Origin of the sequence: Chitinilyticum aquatile DSM 21506, assembly GCF_000430805.1 — a bacterium.
Classification (GTDB): domain Bacteria; phylum Pseudomonadota; class Gammaproteobacteria; order Burkholderiales; family Chitinibacteraceae; genus Chitinilyticum; species Chitinilyticum aquatile.
Genome location: NZ_KE387259.1, coordinates 408,069 through 433,740 on the forward strand (window position 1 = coordinate 408,069; position 25,672 = coordinate 433,740).

At 59.0% G+C, this 25,672-nt stretch carries 21 protein-coding genes; 12 read left to right on the forward strand and 9 right to left on the reverse strand.

What is annotated here, in order from left to right:
- The first annotated feature begins 75 nt into the window (after positions 1–75).
- From H559_RS0115130 to thrC, 3 genes are all read left to right on the forward strand, one after another.
- Positions 76–1,302 carry a pyridoxal phosphate-dependent aminotransferase gene (locus tag H559_RS0115130; RefSeq protein ID WP_028453366.1) on the forward strand — a complete coding sequence of 409 codons (1,227 nt, stop codon included), beginning with the start codon at positions 76–78 and terminating at the stop codon, positions 1,300–1,302.
- A 93-nt stretch (positions 1,303–1,395) separates the two neighbouring features.
- On the forward strand, positions 1,396–2,703 hold the full coding sequence (locus H559_RS0115135; RefSeq protein ID WP_028453367.1) for a homoserine dehydrogenase: 1,308 nt from the start codon (positions 1,396–1,398) through the stop codon (positions 2,701–2,703).
- Positions 2,704–2,773: 70 nt separating this feature from the next.
- Entirely contained in the window at positions 2,774–4,219 is a 1,446-nt protein-coding gene (gene thrC / locus H559_RS0115140; protein ID WP_028453368.1) for a threonine synthase, read from the forward strand.
- A 162-nt stretch (positions 4,220–4,381) separates the two neighbouring features.
- Here thrC and H559_RS0115145 read toward each other — a convergent pair whose 3' ends face one another.
- The 9 genes from H559_RS0115145 to H559_RS22835 all read right to left on the reverse strand — a co-directional run bounded on the left by H559_RS0115145 (position 4,382) and on the right by H559_RS22835 (position 13,881).
- Complete coding sequence (locus tag H559_RS0115145) at positions 4,382–5,485, reverse strand: ABC transporter ATP-binding protein (RefSeq protein WP_028453369.1); 1,104 nt, start codon at positions 5,483–5,485, stop codon at positions 4,382–4,384.
- Positions 5,486–5,533: 48 nt separating this feature from the next.
- A complete protein-coding gene (locus H559_RS0115150; protein ID WP_245579382.1) occupies positions 5,534–6,439 on the reverse strand; it encodes a carbohydrate ABC transporter permease in 906 nt (301 codons plus the stop codon).
- Positions 6,440–6,459: 20 nt separating this feature from the next.
- Complete coding sequence (locus tag H559_RS0115155; RefSeq protein ID WP_028453371.1) at positions 6,460–7,347, reverse strand: carbohydrate ABC transporter permease; 888 nt, start codon at positions 7,345–7,347, stop codon at positions 6,460–6,462.
- A gap of 97 nt (positions 7,348–7,444) precedes the next feature.
- A complete protein-coding gene (locus tag H559_RS0115160) occupies positions 7,445–8,707 on the reverse strand; it encodes an ABC transporter substrate-binding protein (protein ID WP_028453372.1) in 1,263 nt (420 codons plus the stop codon).
- 184 nt (positions 8,708–8,891) lie between these two features.
- Positions 8,892–10,145, reverse strand: a complete 1,254-nt coding sequence (locus H559_RS0115165; protein WP_028453373.1) for an ABC transporter substrate-binding protein — start codon at positions 10,143–10,145, stop codon at positions 8,892–8,894.
- A 381-nt stretch (positions 10,146–10,526) separates the two neighbouring features.
- Entirely contained in the window at positions 10,527–11,279 is a 753-nt protein-coding gene (locus H559_RS20705; RefSeq protein ID WP_051279576.1) for a GntR family transcriptional regulator, read from the reverse strand.
- Positions 11,279–12,160, reverse strand: coding sequence for a glucosamine kinase nucleotide-binding domain-containing protein (locus H559_RS0115175; protein ID WP_028453375.1), 882 nt, complete (start codon positions 12,158–12,160; stop codon positions 11,279–11,281). Before H559_RS0115175 ends, H559_RS20705 begins: the two co-directional genes overlap by 1 nt.
- Positions 12,161–12,351: 191 nt before the next feature.
- Positions 12,352–13,035, reverse strand: coding sequence for a phosphoadenylyl-sulfate reductase (locus H559_RS22830; protein WP_028453376.1), 684 nt, complete (start codon positions 13,033–13,035; stop codon positions 12,352–12,354).
- Positions 13,036–13,083: 48 nt separating this feature from the next.
- Positions 13,084–13,881 (reverse strand): sulfite exporter TauE/SafE family protein, encoded by a 798-nt coding sequence (locus tag H559_RS22835; protein ID WP_028453377.1) that lies wholly within the window; start codon positions 13,879–13,881, stop codon positions 13,084–13,086.
- Between the two features lie 132 nt (positions 13,882–14,013).
- Here H559_RS22835 and cysB point away from each other — a divergent pair, with 132 nt between their 5' ends.
- The 9 genes from cysB to H559_RS21945 all read left to right on the forward strand — a co-directional run bounded on the left by cysB (position 14,014) and on the right by H559_RS21945 (position 25,655).
- Positions 14,014–14,967 carry an HTH-type transcriptional regulator CysB gene (cysB, locus tag H559_RS20710; RefSeq protein ID WP_034641519.1) on the forward strand — a complete coding sequence of 318 codons (954 nt, stop codon included), beginning with the start codon at positions 14,014–14,016 and terminating at the stop codon, positions 14,965–14,967.
- A 150-nt stretch (positions 14,968–15,117) separates the two neighbouring features.
- Complete coding sequence (locus H559_RS0115195; protein WP_028453378.1) at positions 15,118–15,729, forward strand: CDP-alcohol phosphatidyltransferase family protein; 612 nt, start codon at positions 15,118–15,120, stop codon at positions 15,727–15,729.
- Positions 15,722–16,681 carry a phosphatidate cytidylyltransferase gene (locus tag H559_RS0115200; protein WP_028453379.1) on the forward strand — a complete coding sequence of 320 codons (960 nt, stop codon included), beginning with the start codon at positions 15,722–15,724 and terminating at the stop codon, positions 16,679–16,681. Before H559_RS0115195 ends, H559_RS0115200 begins: the two co-directional genes overlap by 8 nt.
- A gap of 2 nt (positions 16,682–16,683) precedes the next feature.
- Positions 16,684–17,334 carry a lysophospholipid acyltransferase family protein gene (locus H559_RS20715; RefSeq protein ID WP_034641527.1) on the forward strand — a complete coding sequence of 217 codons (651 nt, stop codon included), beginning with the start codon at positions 16,684–16,686 and terminating at the stop codon, positions 17,332–17,334.
- Positions 17,335–17,373: 39 nt separating this feature from the next.
- A complete protein-coding gene (locus tag H559_RS20720; RefSeq protein WP_081413093.1) occupies positions 17,374–19,194 on the forward strand; it encodes a bifunctional alpha/beta hydrolase/class I SAM-dependent methyltransferase in 1,821 nt (606 codons plus the stop codon).
- Positions 19,195–19,238: 44 nt separating this feature from the next.
- Positions 19,239–21,173: a WG repeat-containing protein gene (locus H559_RS0115215; protein ID WP_028453380.1), complete on the forward strand. Its 1,935-nt coding sequence runs from the start codon at positions 19,239–19,241 to the stop codon at positions 21,171–21,173.
- A 62-nt stretch (positions 21,174–21,235) separates the two neighbouring features.
- Positions 21,236–21,736 (forward strand): hypothetical protein, encoded by a 501-nt coding sequence (locus tag H559_RS0115220; protein WP_028453381.1) that lies wholly within the window; start codon positions 21,236–21,238, stop codon positions 21,734–21,736.
- A gap of 91 nt (positions 21,737–21,827) precedes the next feature.
- Positions 21,828–24,836, forward strand: coding sequence for an SEL1-like repeat protein (locus H559_RS0115225; RefSeq protein WP_028453382.1), 3,009 nt, complete (start codon positions 21,828–21,830; stop codon positions 24,834–24,836).
- A gap of 60 nt (positions 24,837–24,896) precedes the next feature.
- Complete coding sequence (locus tag H559_RS21945; RefSeq protein WP_051279578.1) at positions 24,897–25,655, forward strand: DUF6630 family protein; 759 nt, start codon at positions 24,897–24,899, stop codon at positions 25,653–25,655.
- The last annotated feature ends 17 nt before the right edge of the window (positions 25,656–25,672 follow it).

Consider the following 25,672-nt stretch of genomic DNA (forward strand, 5'->3'; position numbering starts at 1 on the left):
CACTTTGATACGCCGGAACACGGCAAGATTCGCTAGAATACGGGGTTTTCCCTAGACCCCGGTTGTAGGCCACTTATGGAAGCGATTCTGAAGTCGAACAAGCTGCTCAACGTCTGCTACGAAATCCGTGGCCCGGTACCGGAACGAGCGCGTCAGATGGAAGAAGATGGCCACCGCATCATCAAGCTGAACATCGGCAACCTCGCCCCCTTCGGCTTCGATGCGCCGGAAGAAGTCGTGCAGGACGTGATCCGCAACCTGCCTGCCGCAGCCGGCTATGTGGATTCGAAAGGCCTGTTCCCCGCGCGCAAGGCCATCATGCACTACACGCAGGAAAAGGGAATTGCCGATGTCACGGTGGACGACATCTACATTGGCAACGGCGCTTCTGAGCTCATCGTGATGGCGATGCAGGGTCTGCTCAACAACGGCGACGAAGTGCTCGTGCCGATGCCGGATTATCCGCTGTGGACCGCCGCGGTAAGCCTCGCCGGCGGCAAGCCGCGTCATTACCTGTGCGACGAAGCGCAGGACTGGATGCCGGCACTCGACGACATCCGCGCCAAGATTACCGACCGCACGCGCGCGCTGGTGCTGATCAACCCGAACAACCCGACCGGGGCGCTCTACTCCGACGACATGCTGCGCGAGCTGATCGAAATCGCGCGCCAGAACGACCTGATCATTTTCGCCGACGAAATCTACGACAAGGTGCTCTACGACGGCCGCACGCACACGTCGATTGCCTCGCTGGCCGATGACATCCTGTTTGTCACCTTCAACGGCCTGTCGAAGAACTACCGCGCCTGCGGCTACCGCGCCGGCTGGATGATCGTCTCGGGCAACAAGAAAATCGCGCGCGACTACATCGAGGGGCTCAACATCCTCTCGACCATGCGCCTGTGCGCCAATGTGCCCGCGCAATACGCGATCCAGACCGCGCTGGGCGGCTACCAGAGCATCAACGATCTGGTGCGCCCCGGTGGCCGGCTCGCACGCCAGCGCGACATCGCGCACGATCTGATCACCAGCATTCCGGGCGTCTCCTGCGTGAAACCGCAGGCGGCACTCTACATGTTCCCGAAACTCGACCCGAAGATGTATCCGGTGGTCGACGACCAGCAGCTGATTCTGGAGCTGCTGCAGGAAGAAAAGGTGCTGCTGGTACAGGGCACGGGCTTCAACTGGCACCAGCCCGACCACTTCCGCGTCGTGTTCCTGCCGCAGGGCGACGACCTGCAGGATGCCATTGCCCGTCTCGCGCGCTTCCTGGACGGCTGGCGCAAGCGGCACGGCACCTGAGCGTATATCTCGACAGCCGTTACAAATAAAAGCAATCAGAGCAATACACTAGAACGTATCAATCAACATCACTGGCAATCAGGAAACAGAGCAATGAAACCGATCTATGTAGGCCTGTGTGGCGTCGGCACTGTCGGCGGCGGCACTGCAACCGTACTCAAACGCAACGCGGAAGAAATCGCCCGCCGCGCCGGTCGCCCCATCGTGGTGAAGATGGCCGCCAACCGCGATCTCGACAGCGCCCGCGCCATTTGCGGCCCAGACGTCACGGTCGTCGATGACGCCATGCTGGTGGTCAACAACCCCGAAATCGACATCATCGTCGAACTGATCGGCGGCACCACGATTGCGAAAGAACTCGTGCTGAAAGCCATCGAAAACGGCAAGCACGTCGTTACCGCCAACAAGAAGCTGATCGCCGAATACGGCAATGAAATCTTCGCGCGCGCCCAGGAAAAGGGCGTGATCGTCGCCTTCGAAGCGGCGGTGGCTGGTGGCATCCCCATCATCAAGGCACTGCGAGAGGGGCTAACCGCCAACAAGATCGAATGGGTGGCCGGCATCATCAACGGCACGTCCAACTTCATCCTGACCGAGATGCGCGACAAGGGCGCGGCCTTTGCCGACGTCCTGAAGGAAGCGCAGCGCCTCGGTTACGCCGAAGCCGACCCGACCTTCGACATCGAAGGGCACGATGCCGCGCACAAGCTCACCATCATGAGCGCGATCGCGTTCGGCATCCCGGTTCAGTTCGACAAGGCCTATCTGGAAGGCATCAGCAAGCTCGAAGCCACCGACATCAAGTACGCGATGGAACTCGGCTACCGCATCAAGCTGCTGGGCGTGACCCGCCGCCGCGAAAACGGCATTGAGCTGCGCGTCGCGCCGACGCTGATCCCGCAGAAACGCCTGATCGCCAACGTCGATGGCGTGATGAATGCCGTGCTGGTCAAGGGCGACGCCGTGGGTGCCACGCTCTACTACGGCCCGGGGGCCGGCTCTGAACCAACTGCTTCGTCGGTGATTGCCGATCTGGTCGACATCACCCGCCTGCACACTGCCGACCCGGAGCACCGCGTGCCGCATCTGGCCTTCCAGCCGAGCAAGCTGGCCGACCTGCCCATCCTGCCGGTTGACGAGATCGAGACCTGCTACTACCTGCGCCTGAACGCGCAGGATCAGCCGGGCGTACTGGCCGACGTAACCCGCATTCTGGCTGACGGCGGCATCTCGGTCGACGCGATGCTGCAGAAGGCAGCTGGCGAAGCCGGCCGCACCGACATCATCATCGTCACGCACCTCGCCATCGAAAAGCACGTCAACGCGGCGATTGCCAAGATCGAAGCGCTGGCAACGATCAACGGCCCGGTCGTGAAGCTGCGACTGGAACACCTCGGCTAATTCCGCAATCCCAACATGGGCGGGTATGGGTCTGCAGCCCTCCCGCCCTTTAAGCTACAGGCACATACCCATGCGTTACATCTCCACTCGCGGCGGCATGGCCCCGCTTCCGTTCAGCGACATCCTGCTTGGCGGCCTCGCTCCCGATGGCGGCCTGTCGGTTCCGGAAATCTATCCGCACTTCTCGCTGGAAGCACTGAAAAAACTGGCGGATCTGGAATACCGCGACCTGGCCTTTGCGATCATTCACCACTTTGTCGACGACATCGACCATGCCACACTGCAGAAGCTGATCGACAAGACCTACACCGCCGAGGTGTACTGCAATGGCCGCGATCCGCTGGTGGCGCGTGAAATCACGCCGGTGCTGCAGCTGGAAAACAACCTCTACATCCAGGAACTGTCCAACGGCCCGACACTGGCCTTCAAGGACATGGCGATGCAGTTGCTGGGCAACCTGTTCGAACACGTACTGACCACGCGCGGTGAGGAAGTGAACATTGTCGGCGCGACATCGGGCGACACCGGCAGCGCGGCCGAATACGCCATGCGCGGCAAGAAAGGCGTGCGCGTCTTCATGCTGAGCCCGTACGGCAAGATGAGCCCCTTCCAGCGCGCACAGATGTACAGTCTCACTGACGACAACATCTACAATCTGGCGGTGAAGAGCTTCTTCGACCAGTGCCAGGACATCGTCAAGGCCATCAACAACGACGCGGAATTCAAGTCCGGCCACAAGATCGGTGCTGTCAATTCGATCAACTGGGGCCGCATCGTCGCGCAGGTGGTGTACTACTTCAAGGGCTACTTTGCGGTCGCGAAGAAGGTCGGTGATCCGGTTGATTTCTGCGTGCCGTCGGGCAACTTCGGCAACATCTGCGCTGGCCACATTGCGCGCCAGATGGGCCTGCCGATCCGCAAGCTCGTCGTTGCCACCAATGAAAACGACGTGCTCGACGAGTTCTTCAAGACCGGCGCCTACCGCCCGCGCGCCATCGACGAAACACTGGAGACCTCCAGCCCGTCGATGGACATTGCCAAGGCCTCCAATCTGGAGCGCTTCGTGTTCGATCTGGTCGGCCGCGACAGCAAACGCCTGGCTGAGCTGTGGGCCAGCGTGGAAAAGGGCGAAGGCTTTACCCTGCCCTCGCCGGATTTCGAGCGCATGCACAATGTCTTCGGCTTTGTGTCGGAGCAGAGCAGCCACGCCGATCGCGTTGCACACATTCGCGAAGTCTTCGAAAAATACGGCGTGGAAATCGATCCGCACACGGCCGATGGCTACAAGGCCGCCAAAGCGCATCGCGATCCGGCTGTCGCCATGGTGATTCTGGAAACGGCACTGCCAGCCAAATTTGAAGCAACCATGGTCGAAGCCCTGGGCCGGGCACCGGTTCGTCCCGAACACCTCAATGGCATCGAAGAGCTCAAGCAGCGTTTTGACATCCTTGACCCCGATGTCCGCCAGGTCAAGGCCTTCATCCGCACCAAGATCGCGTTCTCGGGTCAGCAATAAATCCGCGCGAAACACCCAGGAAAGCCGCAGCCCTCGCAAGAGGCTGCGGCTTTTTTACGGGTATACGCACATGGCCCTTATGGCAAAAGGGTCTCCGTCATATACCCATGAAAAACAAAAAACCCGCTTGCGCGGGTTTTTTGTTTGCCAGGCTTGCAGCACTTAGCGGATACGCTTCAGTGCCAGGCCTTCGGCATCGAACAGCATGGTTTCTTCTTTCGGGAAAACCAGGTTGATCGCATCACCATACTTCAGGTTGGTCATGGAAGCCGGCAGCTTCATGCACAGGATCTGGTTGATACCCGGAATTTCGATATAGGCCAGAACGATGTCGCCCAGATGTTCGATCAGGTCAACACGAGCCGGCAGCGCTTCCGGAGTACCCTCTTCGACCAGACGCATGTGCTCGGCACGGATACCCATGGTCACCTTGTCGCCCGGCTTGGCATTGCTGCCATCAACCGCGGAGCGTACGACCAGACCCTTCGGCAGCTTGACGGTGACTTCAGTGGCGGAAGCGGCAACCACTTCGGCTTCCAGCAGGTTCATTTTCGGCGAACCGAGGAAGCCTGCCACGAACAGGTTGGACGGATTGTCATACATGTCGAGCGGAGTGCCAACCTGCTGGATCAGACCAGCATGGAAGACCACGATGCGGTCAGCCAAAGTCATCGCTTCCACCTGATCGTGTGTTACATAGATCATGGTGGTCTTGAGTTCCTGGTGCAGCTTGGACAACTCAACACGCATGTTCAGACGCAGTGCGGCATCCAGGTTGGACAGCGGCTCGTCGAACAGGAAGACCTTCGGGTTGCGCACGATCGCGCGACCGATGGCCACACGCTGACGCTGACCACCGGACAGGGCCTTGGGCTTCCGGTCCAGCAAGTGGGTGATTTCCAGGATTTCGGCGGCCTTTTTCACGCGCTCGTCGATTTCTGCCTTCGGAGTGCCGGCAAGCTTGAGCGCAAAGCCCATGTTTTCGGCGCAGGACATATGCGGATACAGGGCGTAGGACTGGAACACCATCGCGATACCGCGCTTGGAAGCGTGTACGTCGTTGGCCAGCGTATCACCGATATACAGTTCACCGGCGGTGATGTCTTCCAGGCCGGCGATCATGCGCAGCATGGTCGACTTGCCGCAGCCCGAGGGACCAACGAAAACCACAAATTCACCGTCCTGGATGTCCAGGCTGACGTTCTTGATTACGGTAACGTCCTTGGTGTAGTTCTTTTTGATGTTCTTGAGTGTAACCGAAGCCATTTTCGATTCCTTGCTATTTATATGTGTTGGATTCTGTAAGTAACCTGCTTACTTCACAGCGCCGTCCATGCCGGAGATAAAGTAGCGCTGGGTGAAGGCAAAGAAGACAAGCACTGGTACTACGGTCATCACAATCGCAGCCATCAGGATGTTGTCGGACGTTGCGAACGGACCGGTCAGGTCGTTGAACACGCCCACGGCCAGCGGCAGCTTTTCCTTGGAGTTCATGACGATGGACGGCCACAGGTAGTCGTTCCAGGCATTTACCAGGGTAAAGATCGCCAGAGCCGCAATCGAAGGAGCGGTAACCGGAACCATGACTTTCCACAGAATCTGCATTTCGGTAGCGCCATCGACGCGGGCAGCATCAATCAGATCCTGCGGAATCTGCTCGAATGCCTGCTTCATCAGGAAAATACCGAAGGCACCGGCGAAGTTCGGGATGATCGCGCCGAAATAGCTGTTCAGGCCGATCCACTCGCGCATATTCCAGCTGGAGCCGAGACCGATGCTTTCCTGAATCCAGTTGGCGAAATCACCGAAGTTCTTCAGGGTAATGAAGTTCGGAACGATACCGACTTCACCCGGCAGCATCATCGTTGCAATGATTGCAACAAAGATCAGGCCACGGCCCGGGAACTTCATGCGCGCCAGCGGATAACCGGCCAGAACCGAAATGGCCACCACACCGATAATGGTGAAGAAGGACATGATGGTCGAGTTCTTCAGGTAGGTCAGGAACGGCATTTCCTGGAAAACGCGCTCGAACCACATGAAGCTGGCCTCATGCGGCCAGAAACCATCCGGGAACAGATACATCTTGGAGGCGTCGGACGACAGACCGGACGACAGAGCCCACAAGAACGGGAAGGTCGTAAAAATCGCGAAGGCGATCAGGCCGGCATAGTGGCCGGACAGACCCAACGCATTACGTACGGATTTACTCATTGCCATGATCAGGATTCCTCGCTGTTTTATTTCTTGTCGCCGAAGAAACGGAACTGGATGATCGCCAGGATCATGCAGAAGAACGTTACGACCAGACCGGCAGCAGCTGCGCGGCCGAAGTTGTAATTGCGGAATGCCTGGTCATACACATAGAACAGTGCAGTGTAGGTATCGGACTGGCCCTTGGTCAGCACGATCACTTCCTGGAAGGCCTTCATCGCGGCAATGGTGGAAAGCAGGGTACACAGCAGGATGGTCGGCTTGACCATCGGTACGGTGATTTTCCAGAAGCGGTCCCAGGCATTGGCACCGTCAAGGATCGCAGCTTCTTCCACTTCTGTGGGGATGGCTTGCAGACCGGCAAGATAGAGCACCATGTAGTAACCCAGACCTTTCCAGAACGTGAAGACCATGACCGAGTAGATGGCAATGTCAGGATTGCCGATCCAGTCGATTTCCACGCGCTCGAAACCGGAATGGTAACCAATGAAATGCGATACCCACGTCAGGAAGCCGTTGAGCATACCGTCGTATTTGTATACAAACGCCCAAGCCACACCAGCCACGGAAATCGCAGTAATTACCGGAATGTAATAGGTCGCACGGAAGAAGGTCATGCCCGGCAGCTTGTTGTTCACAAGCTTGGCAATAACCAGTGCGGCGAGCTGGATACACGGCACTACCAGCAGGTAGAGCAGCGAGTTTTTCAGCGCGCTATGGAACAGATCTTCGTGGTAGATGTACTTGAAGTGTTCGAAGTTGTTCCAGGTTGCGGTGCCATCGGCAATCGCATAGTCATGGAAAGCCAGATAGGTGTTGTACCCGACCGGCCAGAAGGTAAAAATACCCATCAAAATCAAGGCTGGTGCCAAGAACAGATAGGCAACGGCGGTGTAACTGCTGGAGTTTTTCACGGCGTAACTCACTGTGTATTATTGATCTTGTCGGAAATAAAACAGGGCCGCCGAAAGACGGCCCCGTTTTTAGAGCAGCGAGCTAGTAATAAAGCTATTACTTAGCAATCTTGGTGTTCCAAACTGCTACTGCTGCATCCAGAGCTTCCTTGACCGGCTTGCGGCCTTCAACGGCAGCCTGGAAGTTGTCAGCCAGAACCTTGGTAGCTGCAGCTTCGTCGGTCAGGGTACCCGGAGTCAGAGTCAGGGTACGAGCGCCGTCCATAGCCTTGGCAGCAACCGCACGAGCTTGCTCGATCGGATCCTTGCTGTTGGCACCAGCCTGGAAGTACGGATCCAGGTTAGCCTTCTTGGTGGTCGGGAAGGTGGTTTCAGTAGCCTTAGCGAACAGCAGTTGCTGTTCATCGCCAGTCAGGAACTTGCCGAGCTTGGCAGCGTCAGCCGGGTTCTTGAAGCCCTTCGGTACAACGAAGTCCATCATCCAGGCGCCGAAGGACATCTTGCCAGCGTCCAGCGGGAACTGAGCAACGCCAGTCACGTCATAAACGGCCTTGGCATCGGTTTCAGTGCGCTTCAGAGCTTGCGGAGCGGTAGTCATCATGGCGATCTTGCCAGAATTGTACGCAGCGATTTCTTGCTCGAAGGCCATCTTGAAGATGTCTTTCGGAATAGCGCCAGCCTTGTACAGATCAGCAAACTTCTGAACGGCAGCTACGTGCTTCGGCGAGTTGAATACAGCCTTGCCGTTTTCTACGACCGGCAGACCCAGGTAGTAGAACATGCCGATCGGGTCGGACATTTTCGGAGCAAAACCGTCAACACCAGTCTTTTCGTTGATTTGCTTGGCGGCAGCCAGCAGAGCATCGAAGGACTTCAGTTGGTCAACCTTGACACCAGCCTTGTCGAAGATGGTCTTGTTGTAGGCCAGGATCGAAACGGAGTTGTACCACGGGAAAGCGTAAACCTTGCCCTTGACGGTTACGTCAGCCAGAGCTTGGGTGCTGTAGATAGCCTTGTCAGCGCCGAGGTATTGATCCAGCGGGATGATGTTGCCTTGAGCAGCAAATTCGTGAACCCAAGGTACATTGAAGTTAACCAGAGCCGGCGGGTTGCCAGCGGCCAGGGAGGCAATCAGCTTCGGCTGGATTTGGTCCCAGTTCATGTCAACCCATACAGCTTCCAGAGTCGGGTTAGCAGCGTTGAACTTGGTAACGGCTTGCTTGAAGTACGGGTCGAACTTCGGAGCCAGGTTCATGGTCCAGAATTCGAGCTTGACCTTGTCAGCAGCTTGAGCTTGTGCAGCAAAGAGACCCAGGCCAAAAACGGCGGCGCCAACGGTCAACATCTTCTTCAGCTTCATTTTGTCTTCCTCTTGAGTTATCGACAAATTTGCTCGGAAATTACTTTCCTTGCTTATTGCTACCCACTTACGCCCTAAGGCTTTGCGGATTTTAATTGTGACGGCAGTCTACCAGAAAACTACCGCCACAAAACTTGATGTGCCGCATAACATGGCATGTTTGCGACACACTTCTTTACAATAATTACTTCTTGGCAGCCAGTTTTTCGTTCCACATGGCAGCAGCGGAATCCAGAGCTTCCTTGGCGGACTTGCGGCCGGTAATGGCTGCTTCCACTTCATCGTTGAGCTTCTTGTTCATGGCTGCTTCATCCGGCAGGCCGGAGATGGTCAGGGTACGCGAAGCCTTGATGTTGGTAGCCGCAACAGCGGTAGCCTGCTCGACCGGATCAGCCGATTTGGCGCCGGCCTGGAAGTAGGCATCATCCAGAGCCTTGTTGGTCGACGGGAAGGTAGCGGAAGCCTTGGCAAATGCCAGCTGGGCTTCGTCGCTGGTCAGGAACTGGCCCAGCTTGACGGCAGCGCCGACATCCTTGTAACCCTTCGGAACCGACCACAGGAACAGGAAGCCACCAAACGGAGTCTTGCCAGCGCCCTGCGGGAAGCCGGTCACGCCAGTCGTTTCGTAGATCTTCTTCGCATCAGTCTGAGTGCGCTTCAGGGCATGAGCACCTTCGGCAAACATGGCGATCTTGCCGGAGTTGTACGCTGCGATCTGCTCTTCGAAGCCCATCTTGAAGACGTCCTTCGGCATCGAGCCATCCTTGTAGGCGGCAGCAAACTTCTCGACAAACTTCACATAAGCCGGCCCATTGAAGACCGCCTTGCCATCCTTCACAAGCGGCAGGCCTTCATACAGGAACCAGCCAGCAAAGCCGTCATTCAGCTTCGGAGCAAAGCCGGCAACACCGGTTTTTTCCTTGACCAGCTTGGCGGAAGCGAGCAGTTCATCGAAGCTCTTCGGCGCAGCCTTGACACCAGCCTTGGCAAAGAGGTCCTTGTTATAGAACAGCACGCCAGTAACCTGGTACCACGGCAGGCCGTACATCTGACCTTCGTAGGTCACATCGGCCAGAGCACCCTTGGTGTAAACATTCTTGAAGGAGGCAGCCTCCTTGGTGATCGGCACAATCATTTTTTTCTGTGCGAAGTCATCCATCCACGGCTTCGGCAGATTAACGAGGCCAGGAACCTTGCCGGAAGCAACGGCGGTTACTACGCGAGCCTGGAAAGCATCCCAACCCACATCGACCCAGACAGCCTCAACGCCGTTTTGCGACGCATTGAATTTCGTGGTCAGGTCTTTCATGACAGCATCAAACTTTGGCGACAGGCTGTTAGACCAGTACTCAACCTTCACTTTCTCTGCAGCTTGCACAGACATGATGGTTGCAGCAAACAGGGCAACACCAGCCAGAACGGAACTCTTGATTTTCATGCCAACTCCCTCGTTATGTTTGAAGACAGCCCGCGGGCTGCAGTACCACTAGATCAATGCCGAGCGCGAAACCGGCTTCACACTAAAACACAAGCGTCAGCAACGTCAATTCGCAACAGCATGCCCGATACATAAGTGAAAGACATTACACGACGAGACTACCGGATTTCAAATCCAGCGTGAACAAGAAACCCGCCACAAGAAAAAACCGTAAGCTAAAAGACAGCACGTAATAACAAGCGCGATTGGCATCACCCTTTTTCCTGGCGACCCATTTCTTGACCACTCCCGGGAGTCCGCGTAGCAAAGCGGGCGACATGAAGAGCACTCAACTACATGACAGGAAGATCGTCAGCGTTGTTTGCAAGGCAGATCAAGCCCTTACTTGCGCAATTCGGCAAGCAGAGTGTAGTCGTCCCCCTTGAACCAATTTCGCGAACACAACAAAACCTGCCCATCGATTGCAAAATCCTGCTGATCAATCATCAGCAGCGGGACGCAATCACCAAAAACCAGTCGTTCTTTCAAAAAATCCGGCGGCAGGCTGGCTGTAATTTTTTGTAGCACGCGTACAACACCTTCCCGCAGCTCGTCAGCCCAGACGACCGCATTTCCTTCCTGTGACTCGGGTAATGATGTAGCAGGAATGGCAATTCGTTCGAACATGTATGGCACATCGCCCACTGCAAACAGGCGTTCGATGCGCAACACCCTGGCATTGGCGGCGAGCTGTAGCCTGAGCATTTCATCCTGGTCAGCGATATCGACCTCATGCCGGCACTCCAGCACTTCCAATTGCAGACCCCGTGCCATCAGGCGCTGCGGCAATGGCTGGTAGACATCCAGCGGCACTTCCATTTTTGCAGTGACATAAGTGCCGGAGCCGTGGCGCCGGGTAATCAGCCCCTGCTCGCAAAGCAGATCCAGTGCTTTGCGAGCAGTTACCCGGGAGACGCCCAGCAGCTCGGTAAGCGCGCGCTCGGAAGGCAGCGCCTCATCGCCTCGCCAGAAACCGGCCTGAATGGCGGCGGCAAGGCGCTCACTCAATTGCAGATACAAGGGAACGGGGCTATCGACATCGGGCTTCAGAACCTGCAAGCGCTCGTCATCCAGCCCCGGAGCTGCCAGCTTCATCAAGCCTTGACCGCACGGTGAATCAGGATCAGTGCACCAGCGCAGGAATCTTTTTGCGCGCGGGAAGTACTGGCAAGGAATGCAGCAGGAATATAGGGACGCAGTGCTTCGGACAAACCGCCACCGCAAAGGGCAAGCGGAAGTTCTGGTGCGTTTTTGCGCAAGGCCTGGCCAATGATTTCGACTTCACGACCAGCATCAAGCAGGAAGGACTTGGCGACTTCGTCTTTCTCGCCAAACTCGACCACGACCGGCGACAGCGACGCACACTCACCCTGCTTCATCTTGCCCATCCACTCGAACACCTTTTCACGGCTGTCACCAGTGATAGAGAGCAGTTTGCGGCCAAAATCGGTCAACTCGCGGCGACCATCCATCAGGCGCTGCACATGATTGATCGCCTTCAGGCCCAGATAGGCACCAGAACCTTCATCGGATGTCGGAAACCCCCAGCCGCCCACTTCAAGACGCGTGCCATCGGGCAGCCAGGCCTCACCAATCGAGCCGGTCCCAATCGCGATAATGCCGCCATGCGCACCATTGTGGGCACCAAGCAATGTCGAAAAACCGTCAGTTTCCACTTCGATGCGGGCAAAGCCAGGGTTCTTGCTGGCGAACTCTTCAGCCCAGGCCTTGACCGTCACACCCGAGAGGCCAAACCCGACAGCACACTCGGCGAAGGCAACCTCACCCAGACCCAGCTTCGCAAAGCCGTCCTTGATGGCCGCAGTGATATTCGCCCAGGCCTTGTCGATACCCTGCCCCAGCGCGGAAGCCCCCGCTTCGGCGCGCACCAGTTCGACGCCGTCCAGACCAGCGATGGCAATGCGCGTACCGGTACCACCACCATCAACACCAATCAGGTATTTCACTTCACTCATGGATTTATCCTCTCGACTCTCGAACCACGTTTTATTTTGTTGTCACCAGTGCGACACGCCGCACAACCCGTACACGATAATGCAATCGCATCATCAAGTCAGCGCCAAAGAAGGCTGGCCTCGATTTGCATCAATAGAAATACAACAACGCCCGGATTTCCGGGCGTTGTTGTCGGGTGAAGCTGCGCAGTTCAGCGCTTGACGTGCAGACCGCACTCCTTGTTTTCGGGATCCTCCCACCACCAGCGACCGGCGCGAACATCCTCGCCCATCGCAATCGCACGCGTACAGGGGGCACAGCCGATCGACGGGTAGTGCTGATCGTGCAGCGCGTTGTATGGCACATCGTTTTCCTTGATGTACGCCCAGACCTCTTTCTCGGTCCATTCGATCAGCGGATTGAACTTCTCCAGCCCGTTACCGGCATCAAACTCGCGGAAACCCAAGTCGGTACGCGTTGGCGACTGCTGGCGGCGCAGGCCGGTAATCCAGGCCTTCCTGTCTTTCAGCGCACGTTGCAGCGGCTCGATCTTGCGCACATGGCAACAGGCCTTGCGCAATTCGATCGACTGATAGAAGGCATTGATGCCATGCGCATTCACATACTGCTCGGTCGCGGCGGTATTCGGGAAAAACACCTGCACGGGCGTATCCGGATAGCGACTGGCCGTTTCCTCCATCAGCGCATAGGTCTCGGCCGGCAAGCGCCCCGTATCCAGGGAAAACACGGCAATATCGAGGCGATGCCGGGCGATCAGATCCATCAGCACCATGTCTTCCGCGCCGAAGGAATTGGCAAAAACAGCAGGGCTGAATTCATCGGCAACCTGTCTGAGTACGTCCAGCGTCTGGGCCAGCTTGGCTTGCAAATCCATGCATCTCTCCGGATGGGGGGGGTGATCTAATATATATAAAGATGGTACTCAGGCCAGCGCGGCCAGCGCCGGCTTCACCATGGACACGCCGACAAATACCAGCATCGTCGCCAGAGCCGGGCGCAGCCAGCGATCAGGAATACGCCCCGTCAACTGGCTACCGAGGTATATCCCTGGAATCGAGCCAATCAAAAGGGTTCCGAGCAATACCCAGTCAATATTACCCAAGCCGGCATGCCCGAGGCCAGCGACCAGCGTCAGCGGAACGGCGTGCGCGATCTCGGTACCGACAAGGCGGTTGGTCGGCAACAGTGGATACAGCAGAAACAGCGCCAGCGTTCCCAGCGCGCCGGCGCCGATCGACGACAGGGTGACAATCACGCCCAGAAAAATCCCCACCACAAAAGTGGCCACGCCCAACTTGCCCTGCGGCAGGTCGAGCCAGTCAGAGGCATGTTTTTTTGCAAAGGCCAGCAGCGTCTGCTTGAACACCAGCGCAGCCGCCGTCAGCAGCAGAGCCATCCCGAGCGACAGCTTGATGACCAGATTGATGGTTTTGGTGTCCGCGTGCAGGATGTGCAGGGCATACACGGTAATCGCCGCCGCCGGCACACTGCCCAGCGCCAGCCAGCCGGTAATGCTCCAGTCGATATTGCGGTTGCGCTGATGCGCCACCACCCCGCTCGATTTGGTCACTGCGGCATACAGCAGGTCGGTACCAACAGCCGTTGCCGGATTAACGCCCATCCACAGCAGCAGCGGCGTCATCAGCGAGCCGCCCCCCACCCCGGTCATACCCACGATAAAACTCACAACAAAACCGGCGATGATGTACGCGTATTCCATGGAGGCCTTTCAGTAATCAAAAATTATAACGGCCGTCTCGTGCGGCCTGCTGACATCATATCAAAGCAGGCTTATACTCCGTTATAAATTGTCGTTACCTTTTAAGCACTAGCGCTTATTTAGAGGTCCACCATGAAATTGCAGCAACTACGCTATCTGGTCGAAGTCGCCAAACAAGGGCTGAATGTTTCGCTGGCAGCCGAAAAGCTGCACACCTCGCAACCCGGCATTTCCAAGCAGATTCGATTACTGGAAGACGAGCTCGGCGTGCAGATTTTCATCCGCAACGGCAAGCGAGTGGTCGATGTCACCGCCCCGGGGCGCGAAATCCTGCGCATTTCCGAGCAGATGCTGATGCAGGCCAGAAACCTCAAGCGCATCGGCGAGGAATTCGTCAACGTCGAAGGCGGCAGCCTCACGATCGCGACCACACACACCCAGGCACGCTATGCGCTGCCGCCGGTTGTACATGCCTTTCTGGAAAAGTACCCGAAAGTCAGCCTGTCAATCAAACAGGGCAATCCGACCCAGATCAGCGAAATGGTCGTTGAAGGCATGGCCGACATCGCCATTGCCACCGAGGGGATCGATCATTATCCCGAACTGGCCATGCTGCCCTGCTATGAATGGAACCGCAGCATCGTCGTGCAGAGCGGCCACCCGCTCACGCAGCTGGATCACCCGATTTCGCTGGCCGATGTCGCCGCCTACCCGCTCATTACCTATGATTTTGCCTTTGCCGGCCGCTCGAAAATCAACCGGGCATTTGCAGATGCCGGGCTGGAACCGAATGTGGTGCTGACCGCCATCGATTCCGACGTCATCAAGACCTACGTTGGCCTGGGGCTGGGCATCGGCATTCTGGCCGGCATGGCGTTCGAGCCCGACCGCGACACCGGCCTCGAAGCCATCGACGCCAGCCACCTGTTCGAGCCGTCCACCACGCGCATCGGCATCCGCAAGGACGCCTATCTGCGCGGCTATGCCTATGACTTCATCGAACTGTTTGCCCCGCACCTGACGCGGCAGGTCGTGCAGTCCGCCCTGCTGTGCGAAAGCAGCGACGACGATGACGAGGAACACTGAAACCGGGTGACACTGGCATGAACAGCTCGGATTTTGCGCCCGCAACAGTCATCCCGAGCTGCTTTTCCGGCAAATTCCGGACTTTGATTGCAGCATGGATTCAGCGCATGGTATGAATGGCGTCAGTTTTGAACCAGCCACACTCATGCCATGCCCAGTATCTATCAACTCAAATCCCGCTTTCAGGGCCTGCTGCGCCCCATCGTGCGGCAGCTGGCCAGCCACGGCATCACGGCCAACCAGGTCACCCTGAGCGCGCTGTTCGCCTCGATTCTGGTGGGCGGGCTGCTGTGCCTGCCTGCGCTGCCCCGTCTCGCCTGGCTGATTGTTCCCGTCTTCATGTTCATCCGCATGGCGCTCAACGCCATCGATGGCATGCTCGCGCGCGAACACAACCAGAAAAGCGCGCTCGGCGGCGTACTGAACGAACTGGGTGATGTCTTGGCCGATACCGCCCTCTTCCTGCCGTTTGCCTTCATCAATCCGCAAGCCGCCCTCTGGGTGATTGCCGCCGTGTTCATGGCAATGCTGACCGAGCTGGTCGGCCTCATTGGCCCGCTGATCGGCGCCAGCCGCCGCTACGACGGCCCGATGGGCAAAAGCGACCGGGCCTTCATCTTCGGTGCTTTTGCGCTGGCCTATGCACTCATCCCAGCAGCCGAACGCCCCCTCCCCTATCTCATGGGCGGCTGCGTACTGCTGATGGTGTTCACCTGCCTGAACCGCATCCGCGCCATGCTCAACGAGGTGCAACATGCCTGACTGGATCACTCAATTGTCGCTTCCCATGCCACTGCAGTGGGGGCTGGGTGGCGTTGTCGTCATCCTGATCATCGCCACACTGACCATCGCACTACTGGCACATCGCAAGCCGGAAAAGAACTGGACCGAACTCAAACTGCGCGTGCGCACCTGGTGGTGGATCGTTGCCTTCTTCTCGCTGGCGCTCTTGGGCAACAAGACGCTCGCCATGCTGGTGTTCGGACTGGTGAGTTTTCTGGCGCTCAAGGAATTCCTCACGCTCTCCAGCACGCGCGAAGCCGACCATGTGGTGCTGTTCTGGGCGTACCTGACCATCCCGCTGCAGTATTACTGGATACACATAACCTGGTACGGGATGTTCATCATTTTCATCCCCGTCTATGTCTACCTCTTCCTGCCGATGCGCATGGTGCTGATCGGTGAGACCAAAGGCTTTCTGCGCGCGGCGTCCAGCCTGCAATGGGCAGTGATGCTTACCGTCTTCTGCATTTCGCACCTGCCGGCACTGCTGATCCTGCCGGAAACCGTCGGCAAGGGCGATATCGGCACCGGCGCGATGCTGCTGTTCTTTGTCGTCGCACTCACGCAGAGCAATGATGTGGCGCAATACCTGTGGGGCAAGAGCACCGGCCGCCGCAAGGTCGCCCCCAAGGTCAGCCCGAACAAGACACTCGGCGGCCTGCTCGGTGGTGCGGCCACCACCACGCTGATTGCCTGGCTGATCGGCCCTTACCTCACACCGATGAGTCCGCTGCACTGCGCACTCGCGGGTCTCCTGATCGGCATCACCGGCTTTATCGGCGACATCGTGATTTCAGCGGTGAAGCGCGATATCGGCGTGAAGGATTCCGGCAGCCTGCTGCCCGGCCACGGCGGCATTCTCGACCGGCTGGATTCGCTCACCTACACCGCGCCGCTGTTTTTCCACTTCGTGCGCTATCTGTACTTCTGATCATGCCCTGGCTCCGCGTCCTTTTCGTTCTGCTCGTTGCCCGGCCGGTGGTCAAGCTCTGGCTCGGGCTCACCATCCGTCATCAGGAGCGCCTGCCGCTGACCGGCCCAGCAATTGTGGTGGCAAACCACAACAGCCATCTGGACATCCTGACGCTGTATTCGCTGTTTCCGCTCGCCGTCATCCGCAATGTGCAGCCCGCGGCAGCGGCCGACTACTTTCTGAAAAACAGGCTGATGGCGTGGTTTGCCACGCAGGTGGTCGGCATCATTCCGGTCAAGCGCGGCACCAAGAAAGGTGATGATCCGCTCGCCGGCTGCCGTGCAGCGCTGGCTGACGGGCGCATTCTGATTCTGTTTCCCGAAGGCACGCGCGGCGAACCGGAGGTGCTCTCAGAAGTGAAATCCGGCATCTGGCATCTGGCCGGCGAATTCCGCGATGCGCCGGTGATTCCGGTCTACATGCACGGCCTCGGCCGCGCGCTGGGGCGTGGCCAGTGGCTGCCCATCCCCTTTTTCGTTGATGTGGCCGTGGGCCGCACACATTTCTGGCAGGAAAACCGCCAGGCTTTCAAACAGGATCTGCGTGATTGCCTGCTGCAATTACGTGACAAGGTATTACCAGTCAAGCCCAATGAAGAAGAGGGCTACTGAGCAATACCCATCGATTTCACCCAAGGAGTAAACCTTCGTATGCGCACTGCCATCGAAAACCGCTTTACCACCTTTGACGAAAGCCGCATTTTCTACCGCCACTGGCCAGCCGCCAGTGACAACGGCCCGCGCCGCGCCATCGTGCTGCTGCATCGCGGCCACGAACACTCCGGCCGCCTGCAGCACATCGTCGATGAACTGGGCTACGCCGACACCCCCGTGTTCGCCTGGGACTGCCGTGGTCATGGCCTGAACGAGGGCGAACGTGGCTTTTCACCCAGCCTCGGCACCACCATCCGCGACCTCGACTGCTTTATCAAGTACATCAGCGAGACCTACGGCTACGCACCGGAAGACATCATCGTCATCGCGCAGAGTGTCGGCGCCGTGCTCGCCGCGACCTGGGTGCACGACTACGCGCCGAAAATCCGTGCGCTGATCCTTGCCGCACCGGCCTTCAAGGTGAAGCTCTACGTTCCTGCCGCCCGGCCGGGGCTGAAGCTGATGGAAAAGCTGCGCGGCAATTTCTTCGTGAATTCCTATGTGAAGGCCAAGTTCCTCACGCACGACCCCGAACGCATCGCCAGCTACAACAATGACCCGCTGATCACCCGCCCGATCTCGGTGAATATCCTGCTCGCGCTCTATGAAACCGCCGAGCGCATCATTGCCGACGCCGGTGCGATTACCGTGCCGACGCAGGTGCTGATTTCCGGCGCCGATTTCGTCGTGCATCACGGCCCGCAGCACGAGTTCTATGATCGCCTCGGCAGCCCGGTAAAGGAAAAGCACGAACTGCCGGGCTTCTACCACGACACGCTGGGCGAGTTGAACCGCGAACAGGCCTTCGTGCTGATCCGCAACTTCATCAACCGCGTCGAACAGGGCATTGCCGCCCCTGACCTGACCAGCGCCGACCAGCAGGGCTACACCCACAAGGAATACACCAGCCTGCAGCAGCCCTTGCCGATCACCAGCCCGAAGCGTTGGCAGTTCGGCATCAGCCGCCGCTCGCTCGCCACACTGGGTCGCCTGTCGGAAGGCGTGAAGCTGGGCCTGAAAACCGGCTTCGATTCGGGCAGCACGCTCGATTACGTGTACCGCAATGAAGCCAAGGGCACCACGCTCTTGGGCAAGCTCGGCGACCGGGCGTATCTGGATAGCGTCGGCTGGAAAGGCATCCGCCAGCGCAAGATCAATCTGGAAGAACTGATCGCGAAGGCCATCCGCAAGCTCGACGAAGCAGGCCGCGAGATCCGCATCGTCGACATTGCCGCCGGCCATGGCCGCTACATCATGGATGCCATCACCAAAAACCGCCTGCCCGTCACCAGCATCCTGCTGCGCGACTACAGCGACATCAATGTGCAGGCTGGCCAGCAGATGATCATCGACCGCGGCATGCAGCACATCGCCCGCTTCGCCAAGGGCAACGCCTTCGATCGCGAGAGCCTGGCCACGCTGGAACCCAGACCCACGCTGGCGGTGGTCTCCGGCCTGTACGAACTATTCCCCGAAAACGGGCCGATCCGCGACTCGCTGGCAGGGCTTGCCGATGCCGTGCCGGAAGGCGGCTATCTGGTCTACACCAACCAGCCCTGGCACCCGCAGATCGAACTGATCGCACGCACGCTCACCAGCCACAAGGACGGCAAAGCCTGGGTGATGCGCCGGCGCACGCAACAGGAAATGGATCAGCTCGTCGAAGCCGCCGGCTTTGAAAAGCTCGAACAGCGCATCGACGAATGGGGCGTGTTTACCGTGTCACTGGCAAGGCGTCGCGCCAGTGTGGCCTCACCGGACAGCGCCAGCACAGACACCGGCGCCGATTCGGATACCCCTAAGCCCATAAACGCATAAGCATTGAAAATAAATAGCCATACAAACATACCCTTAGGATTGCTGTGCCAGAACTACTTGAACTTGGAGTTGAAAACCCGAACGGCGGAGAGCCACTCGCCGGGGCCAGTCACCGCTATCCCACGTTCTTCCGCGTGCTGCTAGCCGATGCCGTACCAACAGAAGAGGACGAGCTGCGCGCGTCATTGCCAGCCGCCTGCCAGCGTGCCGAACTGGTGCTCGCCTTCATTAGCCAGCACCCGAGGGTTGCCGGGGATCCGGTGCTGACACGCTATACGCTAGGCATGCGCCAATGGCTGGCCGATGTACTGAACCGCCATGGCGAAGACGGCTGGATTTCGGTCGTTGCCGAAGATGACGATGCAGAGTACACCGCACAGGAATTGCGGGACGATTGGCAGGCGCTCAGTGCGGCAATAGCCAGCGGTGACTACGAGGCGTTCTGCGCCGTGGCAGGGGTCATAGATCCGGAAAAAGCGGTGTTCTGGGAAAACGTAATCGGCCAGCGGGCCGCCATCCACCCGTTTTTCTGGCGGGCGAATGCCGATTTTGCGGGCGACTATCTGAGCTTCAAGCGCACGCACCGTGAACACAGCCAGCATCCGGATGAGCAGCATCTGGGCGGTGGCCTGTGGCGCATCCGCAGCGACGCAGGCTTCGGGGTGCAACGCGACACGGGCGCGGACACCGTGCCGCTACTGCCACCGCATTTTGAGAAAATCAGCAGCATGAGCGAGGATGATGATGCAGCGCTGCATCTGGTCTCCTTCCGGCAAAATGGCCGCTGGGGCATTGCCGACTGCAGCCAGACCCCGGCCAGCATCCTGGTCGATGCCTGCATCGATGAGCTGTGGGCCTACGAGGATGGACTGGCCATCATGCGGATCGGCGAGCACGAAGGCCTGCTTGATCTGCAGGGCCGGCAGATCATTCCGCCCATCTATGACTACATTGGCGAAGGCCGCGACGGCCTCTATCCCGTCGAGCAGAACGAGCTCTGGGGATTGCGCCATCGTGATGGCCGCGAGCTGTGTGCCCCGCGCTATGCCTCGCTCGAATTGCTCGATCAGCATATCTGGGTGAACGAGCAACTGCTGCCTCCGGTTTTTCTGGCCACGAGCGATGCCGGGCTCGGACTGCTGGACGCCAGCGGCCGGGAAATCCTGCCCTGCGCATTTGACGAAATTGAGTGGAGCCGCAGCCTCTACGCGTGGAAAACCAGCAAGGATGAGCAGTTTGCACTCTACCGCCCGGACGGCACGCCGTGGCTGCCCGCGAGCCGCCATGATCCGGGCGACTGGCTGATTGAAGACGTGCTGCTCAGCGTGACTGCCGACAACCGCGTGGGACTGATGACGCCGGATGGCCAGCTACTGGTGCCCTGCATACATGAGCAAATCGAGCGCTGTGATTTCCCGCCAACTGGCGAACCTACCCTGCTGGTCAAAAACAAGAACGGCTGGATGCTGCTCGACAGCGCGGCACAGCCCTTGCTGCCGGAGCGCTTCCGCCAGATTTCGCTGCTGACCGAATACAACATCATTCGCAGCCATCCGGACTGGCGTGGCCTGCTGCGCGTCAATGAAAAAGGCCAGGATCGGCTGCGCGGCAAGCTGGAAGGCATCTGGCATGTTGCTGAACCCGCGCCGCGCATTGCCTGCAACCATACCGCCATCCAGCCGGTGCTGCTGGACGAACCCACGTGTCTGTTCTTTCTCGCGGTGCGGCCCTGCCAGCCCGACGAAGATGGAACGCAACACCCGCAGCGATTCGCGCTCTACCACGCCGATGGCAGCAGGCTGTTTCCCGATGACTACGCCTGGCTGGACAACGAGGCCAGCGGCACGGCGCGCGAACTGGCCCGCCTGGTGATGAAACTCAAGGAATACTGGGGCAAAGCAGAAGCCGTGATTGCGCTCAACGCCGGCAGTGGCCAGCGGGAACGTCTCTATGCCGACGGCCGGCGCGAAAGCGCGTAAGCTGCGCCCTCTGGCCAACGCCCCAGTATTACGAACTCGATTACGAACAGGAAACACACCCCATGCAGAAACAGATCCATGAACTTTTTGAAATCCTCGCCGATGGCGGGCTGGATGCCGCCGACCTCGACGCACTGACTGCCGAAGTCGGCAAGGCCGCCGCCGATGCCGACGCCTATCTGGCCGCGGACAGCGCCAGCGGCTATCCGGCCTTTGCCGCCAGCAATGGCGACGCCGCCATGCCGCTGTGGCAATGGGTGCTGCTGGAACAGCTGGAAGGCGGCATGGTGTTCCGGGGCAACCGCATCGCCGAGCTGTACGATGACATTCTCGACGCCTTCGGCGAGGGCGAGCTCGATCTCGCTGCTGAGACACTGGCTGGCCATAATGAAGACGCCGCCCTCAAGCTCGTGCTGGAGGAGCTGGCCCCGGCCTACACGCTGGTCAATTTTGCCCAGCCCATCGACGCCCGCCGTCAGATGGTGCTGGTGCGCAGCACCAAGCTGGAAAGTTTCCTTGCGGTTTGCCGCGAGCTGAACCTGCCCATCAGCCCGGCGCTCTGACGCACTCCGCAATACTCGTCAATGTATCCGATTACAGCCATTGATTTTCAATGGCTGTATTTATATACCCATTCAAAATCCGGAAGCCAGCATGGGTCACCGCATTTATCTCTACATCCAGAACGACGATGGACAGGAACAGATCGCCGAAGCCAAAAACGGCATTCCGGCGCTGTGGAAAGTGCTGCTGGCCGAGGCCTATACCGGGCCGGCTATCGACATCCAGCGCGTGTTCACCGATTGCGGCAGTGACAATCTGGTCGTGCCGCTGATAGCGGCGCGCACCCGCGCCGAACTGGTTTTCGACTTTCTGCAGCGGCATCCGGCAGTGGCCAGCCTGCCGCAGCTGCCACGCTTTATTGCCGCCGCGCGGCAGTTTCTGGCTGACCTGCAGGAACGCTATGGCGACGAGGCCGAGCTGAGTGCCGACATTGACGAGCTGTTTCACCTAAGTAGCAGCGGCTACGACCCGGACGACTACGAGCCGGGTGATTACAGCTATTTCGAGACCGCCGTTCCGGCCTGGGCGGCGAGCGAAATGGAGAGCATTAACCTGAGCTGGCAGCAGGCACTGCAAGCGCTGCGCGATGGCCAGCATGCCCGGTTTGACGTCGCGCTCACCGGCGACTGGATGACCCCGGCGGCTTGGCTGGAATGGAAATCCTGGCTGTGGGTATTCGGCCTGGGCGGTCTTGATCATCCCTTCTTCTCTGCCGATCCGGACGACGGTGTTGAATACACCGGCCTGATAGATGGCGACTACGACGAAGACGAAGACGAAGACGAAGACGAAGCGGAAAGCGACGAGGATCACATCACAGCCGATTGCTGGCGCTTTCAGGATGGCGAACACTACGGCCTGCGCCGCGGGCAGGATGCCGATGCGCCCCTCGTCATGGCAGCGGAATTCGAGAACATTAGTCGCCTGGACGAAGCCGGTGGCAAATTCGAACACCTGTTTGCCTACCAGGAAAACGGCCTGTGGGGGCTGGCCGATAGCCGCAGCACCCCGGCGCAACGGCTCACCGCCGCCGCATTCGACGATATGTGGTATTTCGCAGCCAACGGGCATGCCGCCGTGCGCCGCGCTGACCGCGAAGGACTCATCAACAGCCTTGGGCAAATCGTTGTCCCGCTTGAGTATCAGGAACTGGGCAATTACGACGGCAAGCTGATTGGCGCCTTGCAGAATGATCGCTGGGGGCTGATCGACCACAACGGCGCTTTGGTCGTGCCGCATCGCTATCTGGACATGCTGCGCTCAGACGAAAAACCGATCCGTGACCAGCGCCGCGTACAGAATGAAAATGGCTGGGGCCTGCTGGCGGCAGACGGCAGCGAGCTGCTGCCCTGCGTTTACAACAGCATCAGCTGGGATGAAGATCGTCGGCTGTGGCAGCTCAGCCAGACCGATGCCGAGGGCATTGAACTCTTCAGCCTGATGCATGCCGATGGCCGCATTGTCATGCTGCCTTCCGAGGGAGAGGTGCACGGCACGCTGTTTGATCATCTGCCGGGTGGACGCCAGCTGATTCTGCGCCGTGGCAAACACGGTTACGGAGTCAGTGACGATCGTGGCGAGGAGTTGCTGCCTTGCCAGTATGAAGACATCACGCCACTGCAGGCGGATGTACTGGGCGAGCGCCTGCTCAATGTGACTCGCGACGGCGCTGCCAATCTGCTGACGCTGGATGGCGTGGCAAAGTTGCCTGCCGGTTTTTCCAGCATCGAACTGCTGTCGCCCTGGCGTGAAGCCATCCGCCAGCACCCGCGCTGGCGCAGGCTGCTGCAGGTTGGTCAAAAAACCGCACAGAAAAAGCGTAAAGCGCGCGCCGAGGAACGCTACGGCGTCTGGCTGCTGGACAGCGCCAGCCAGCTGCTGCCCTGCCAGTACAGCGCCATCGCGCCGATTTTTGCTGCGGGCATGAACACCGAGCCAGTGTTCATCTGCGAGCGCCCGGCTCATCCCGACGAGCCCGGCCAGGGGCAGGACCAGCGCATGGGCATTCTGCGTGCCGACGGCAGCGCGCTGTTCGCCGAGGATTACGCCTGGATCGGCAAGACCTATAGCATCGCAGAACTCGGCGACACGATTGCCGAGGAGATCGAGGCGCTGTGGCGCAAGGGCGCTGGCGCACAAGCGTGGAATGCTCGACACAACCGCGTGGAATACCTGTTTGCCGATGGCTGCACGCAGAGCTATGCCGAGCACCTGCGGCAGCGTTTCAGTACCGGTGACTGGGCGGCCGGTTTCGAGCTGGCCGACGCGGTGGAATACGCCAAAGAGGGCATTGCAGAAGATGCGGAGCTCGCCCGCGCACTGTGGCGCGAGCTGGCTGAGCGCGCACCTTCTGACTCCCCGGATTCCTGGCGTGGCCGGGCGCTGCTTCGTCTGGCCTGGGTCGGCATCGACACCATGGAAGAACACGACAAGCCGGCCAGCATGCTGGCCTTGCTGCGCGAGGCCGCCGAACTGATAAGCGAGCGTTACAAGGGCGACAAAAGCCGCGCAATGAACAACGCCGGTTACATGATCGAACATGGCATGGGAATCGAAGCGGACGCCGTACTGGGCACGCAGTATTACGAACGCGCAGCGGCGCTGGGCAACCCTTACGGCAGCTACAACGCAGGTGTGAACTGGCGCAACGGTTCGGCTGGCCAGATTGATCTCGATCGCGCCATCCGGCACTTCGACCAGGCCATGCGCGCAAATTTCCCCAATGCGCAGGCGTCGCTTGGCTACACGCAGGTGCTGCAGGCCCGCGCCAGTAATGATGCTGCGCTGTTTCACAAGGCCGCCGCCAATCTGCGCTACAGCTGGCAGCAGGGCGACGCGCCGGAATGGGTCGGCGGCGAACTGGCCCAACTGGCACTGGATGGTTACGTCGAGGCATCACGCCCTGACATCGAAAGCTGGCTGACGCTAGCCGCCGAAGCCGACGACGAAGATGCCATCCGCACGCTGGCCACGCGCTTTTACACTGCGGATGATCCGGCCGGCGCACCGTGGCGCCAGCGCTGGGCCGAGCTGAATCCGCCCCCGCCAGAGCAAGGCGGCCTCGTTAGCAAGATCAAGGGCTGGCTGGGCGGGAAATAACATACCCAACACCCCATAGAACCAAAACCATTGCAAACACAAAGCAACAGAGACATACCCATGAGCATCCTGCAAAAACGCTATTTCGAGCTTTCCAGCGCAGAGACCGGCGAGCACAAATTTTACGAGCTGACGCTCAACGACGACGGCACGCTGATCAGCCGCTATGGCCGCATCGGCGCCAATGGCCAGAGCAAGACACAGCACTTCGACAGCATCGAAGCCATGCTGAAAGTCGCCGACAAGACCACTGCCGAGAAGCTCAACAAGGGCTACCAGCCGGCCACGCCGGGCGAAACCGCCGCGCAGGAAACGCGCCACCAGCGCATCCTGCGCTGCGCGCGCGAGCTGTACGCGCTGATCAGCAATGGCAATACGGCGCTCGCGCAACGCTGCAGCGCCGAATTCAAGGCCTTCATCGAGGACGCAGACAACAAGGACGAATACGAGGAGCAGGAGGACGAACTGATCGCCACCGGCTTCAAGGAAGCCGCCGACTGGGAGCTGGTGTTCTTCGTCGACTGGAAAGACAGCGAATCGATGCTCGACGTGCTGGCAACACTGTGCAGCAATCTGAAGATCGACATCGAATTCGACTGGGGTTGCGACAATCCGGAAGACGAGCTGGAGGTCGGCCAGATCATGCTGCTCGCGCATGAACAGCTGCAGCAGCGGGATTATGCGCTGTGGCACTGGGATACCGGTGACGACGCCTATCTGGGCTGGATCGGGCATGACGACGATTACGACAGCATCGCCAATTTTTCGCTTGGCCTCGGCCTCGTCGCCCGCTACCCCGACCCGGCCAAACTCGGCTAGCATGCCCTCCTCACCCC

Excerpts from the sequence above, each read along its gene's own strand:
- H559_RS0115145 (WP_028453369.1), bottom strand. The coding sequence starts at position 5,485 with ATGGCTTCGGTTACACTCAAGAACATCAAAAAGAACTACACCAAGGAC.
- cysB (WP_034641519.1), top strand. The coding sequence starts at position 14,014 with ATGAAATTGCAGCAACTACGCTATCTGGTCGAAGTCGCCAAACAAGGG.
- H559_RS21945 (WP_051279578.1), top strand. The coding sequence starts at position 24,897 with ATGAGCATCCTGCAAAAACGCTATTTCGAGCTTTCCAGCGCAGAGACC.
- H559_RS0115165 (WP_028453373.1), bottom strand. The coding sequence starts at position 10,145 with ATGAAAATCAAGAGTTCCGTTCTGGCTGGTGTTGCCCTGTTTGCTGCA.
- H559_RS20720 (WP_081413093.1), top strand. The coding sequence starts at position 17,374 with ATGCGCACTGCCATCGAAAACCGCTTTACCACCTTTGACGAAAGCCGC.
- H559_RS20705 (WP_051279576.1), bottom strand. The coding sequence starts at position 11,279 with ATGAAGCTGGCAGCTCCGGGGCTGGATGACGAGCGCTTGCAGGTTCTG.
- H559_RS0115225 (WP_028453382.1), top strand. The coding sequence starts at position 21,828 with ATGGGTCACCGCATTTATCTCTACATCCAGAACGACGATGGACAGGAA.
- H559_RS0115135 (WP_028453367.1), top strand. The coding sequence starts at position 1,396 with ATGAAACCGATCTATGTAGGCCTGTGTGGCGTCGGCACTGTCGGCGGC.
- H559_RS22830 (WP_028453376.1), bottom strand. The coding sequence starts at position 13,035 with ATGGATTTGCAAGCCAAGCTGGCCCAGACGCTGGACGTACTCAGACAG.
- H559_RS0115195 (WP_028453378.1), top strand. The coding sequence starts at position 15,118 with ATGCCCAGTATCTATCAACTCAAATCCCGCTTTCAGGGCCTGCTGCGC.
- H559_RS0115220 (WP_028453381.1), top strand. The coding sequence starts at position 21,236 with ATGCAGAAACAGATCCATGAACTTTTTGAAATCCTCGCCGATGGCGGG.
- H559_RS20715 (WP_034641527.1), top strand. The coding sequence starts at position 16,684 with ATGCCCTGGCTCCGCGTCCTTTTCGTTCTGCTCGTTGCCCGGCCGGTG.
- H559_RS0115130 (WP_028453366.1), top strand. The coding sequence starts at position 76 with ATGGAAGCGATTCTGAAGTCGAACAAGCTGCTCAACGTCTGCTACGAA.
- thrC (WP_028453368.1), top strand. The coding sequence starts at position 2,774 with ATGCGTTACATCTCCACTCGCGGCGGCATGGCCCCGCTTCCGTTCAGC.
- H559_RS22835 (WP_028453377.1), bottom strand. The coding sequence starts at position 13,881 with ATGGAATACGCGTACATCATCGCCGGTTTTGTTGTGAGTTTTATCGTG.
- H559_RS0115175 (WP_028453375.1), bottom strand. The coding sequence starts at position 12,160 with ATGAGTGAAGTGAAATACCTGATTGGTGTTGATGGTGGTGGTACCGGT.
- H559_RS0115160 (WP_028453372.1), bottom strand. The coding sequence starts at position 8,707 with ATGAAGCTGAAGAAGATGTTGACCGTTGGCGCCGCCGTTTTTGGCCTG.
- H559_RS0115150 (WP_245579382.1), bottom strand. The coding sequence starts at position 6,439 with ATGGCAATGAGTAAATCCGTACGTAATGCGTTGGGTCTGTCCGGCCAC.
- H559_RS0115200 (WP_028453379.1), top strand. The coding sequence starts at position 15,722 with ATGCCTGACTGGATCACTCAATTGTCGCTTCCCATGCCACTGCAGTGG.